The following is a 1,658-nucleotide window of genomic DNA, read 5'->3' as shown; positions in this document are numbered from 1 at the left end:
ATAGCAGAAGGTTTTGCTTGGATAGCTCAAGTACCTTTTATAGACTCTGTTGACCTTGGCAAACCATTCTGGTGGGTACGTACAGCTTCTGGAATATTCATATTCATAGGTTATATAGCTTACTTCTACAACATATTGAAGACAATGGCTGTAGGAAGAGCGTATCAAGCCTCTACAAAAGTGGCAACGGCTTAAGGAGGAATAAACTATGGCATCCGGTGGAAGAGCGATACACGAAAGATGGGCTTTTATATTCTTCTTGGCTGGTATAGGGTTTTTTGTAACTGGTACCTTCATCCAAGGTGTTTTACCTATAATGGTGCTTGGTGGTACCAGCAAGATGAAAACCAAAGATCAAGTGGTAGCTGAAGGCTTTTATAAGAGACAATTTCCAGAGATTATTCAGCTTTTAGCTATGTATCCAAACTTGTGGAAAAAATATTACAATGTTCCGGACCAATATTTCTACACGGCTCCTCCTGCAGTGCAAAAACAGATTATAAAAGGGGTAGCTCAGGCTATAAGCGATGGCAGATGGATATATATGGCAGAAGGATGTTGGCAGTGCCACTCTCAATTTGTAAGACCGGTATCTAACGAGCCAGCTTACTACGGTCACGTATCTGTACCAAGCGAATATGACAATACGTTGTTCTTACCTCACCTTTTTGGTACAGAAAGAAAAGGTCCAGACCTTATAAGAGAAGCTGGTAAAAAGGGTGCAGAATGGCACTTGGCGCACTTTGTAAATCCTCAGTATACAGTGCCCGGTTCTATAATGCCAAGGTTTGCTAAGTTTGTAGACTTAAAAGACGGTAAACCAGTTTTGACACCAGCAAATCCAAATGACGCTTATGCATCTTTAAACCCAGAACCAACTAAGTATGGTTTGGCTGTGATCACTTATCTTGAATGGTTGGGTAGCTGGTATAGACCAAGGTTCTTTGATGAATGGCGTAAAGAGGTACAAGAAGAGCAGCAAAACCCTCAGGCTATGCAAGCGGCTATGATGAGTGCTGGCAACTCGGGCAATTCTTCGCCTAGTGCTTCAAACTCAAACAACTCAAGCTCTTCATCAAGCTCAAACTCTACAAATAGCAATAAAGCTGCTTCACCATCGGGAGCATCGCAATGAGTAAGGGAAGAAAAATATTCTTAATAACAATGGTTATTGCGGTAGTGCTAATGGCTGGTATTCCGTTCTCCTATAGGCTTATAAGCTGGGCTATAGTGGGGACTTCTGCCAGCGACGATGCTCACTCTGTATTTATAGTTATTACTACAACGTATCTATTTGGCATGTTGACCTTTGCTTCGTTTTTTATGTGGGCTTTTTTGAGAGGCGAGTTTAACAACATAGAGGCCTCTAAATTTGATATGATAGATATGGATAAAAAATACGATAGGATTGAGCATACGGAGGTGTAATTATGGCTGATGCTAAAAAAAGATATTTGACACCTGCTGAGCCAGATTATAAAGTAGGTGGATATCAGGGAAACAAGATACCTTTGATGGTTATTATTATGTGGCTTATGTTCATAGTGCTAGCCGTTACATACACTATCGTGGACGTGATACCGGACTTGTCCGATTGGTTTAAAGGTTGGCCAGTAGATAAAGCCCAGTGGTATCACTTCTATAAATATTACGGAAAT

3 protein-coding genes and 1 pseudogene are annotated in these 1,658 nt (G+C 40.9%); all 4 read left to right on the top strand.

The window, feature by feature from the left end; translation table 11 throughout:
* Nucleotides 1-195, top strand: a pseudogene (locus tag ACP5S8_RS08335) (cbb3-type cytochrome c oxidase subunit I); the annotation flags it as partial.
* A gap of 13 nt (nt 196-208) precedes the next feature.
* Nucleotides 209-1,135, top strand: coding sequence for a cbb3-type cytochrome c oxidase subunit II (locus ACP5S8_RS08330; protein WP_461876474.1), 927 nt, complete (start codon nt 209-211; stop codon nt 1,133-1,135).
* The gene (locus ACP5S8_RS08325) at nt 1,132-1,428 is read left to right on the top strand and encodes a hypothetical protein (protein ID WP_461870148.1); all 297 of its coding nucleotides are present in this window, start codon (nt 1,132-1,134) and stop codon (nt 1,426-1,428) included. The genes ACP5S8_RS08330 and ACP5S8_RS08325 overlap by 4 nt, the downstream gene beginning before the upstream one ends.
* Nucleotides 1,429-1,430: 2 nt before the next feature.
* Nucleotides 1,431-1,658, top strand: a 228-nt coding sequence (locus tag ACP5S8_RS08320) for a hypothetical protein (RefSeq protein ID WP_461876473.1), incomplete at its 3' end; no start/stop codon positions are given.

Origin of the sequence: Hydrogenobaculum sp. (genome assembly GCF_049967395.1) — a bacterium.
Taxonomy (GTDB): Bacteria; Aquificota; Aquificia; order Aquificales; family Aquificaceae; genus Hydrogenobaculum.
The sequence above is the reverse complement of the archived record's forward strand: the minus strand, read 5'-3'. Positions and strand labels throughout refer to the sequence as shown.

Bases quoted from the DNA above. Each gene is read 5' to 3' on its own strand.
- ACP5S8_RS08330 (WP_461876474.1), top strand. From the start codon at position 209: ATGGCATCCGGTGGAAGAGCGATACACGAAAGATGGGCTTTTATATTC.
- ACP5S8_RS08325 (WP_461870148.1), top strand. From the start codon at position 1,132: ATGAGTAAGGGAAGAAAAATATTCTTAATAACAATGGTTATTGCGGTA.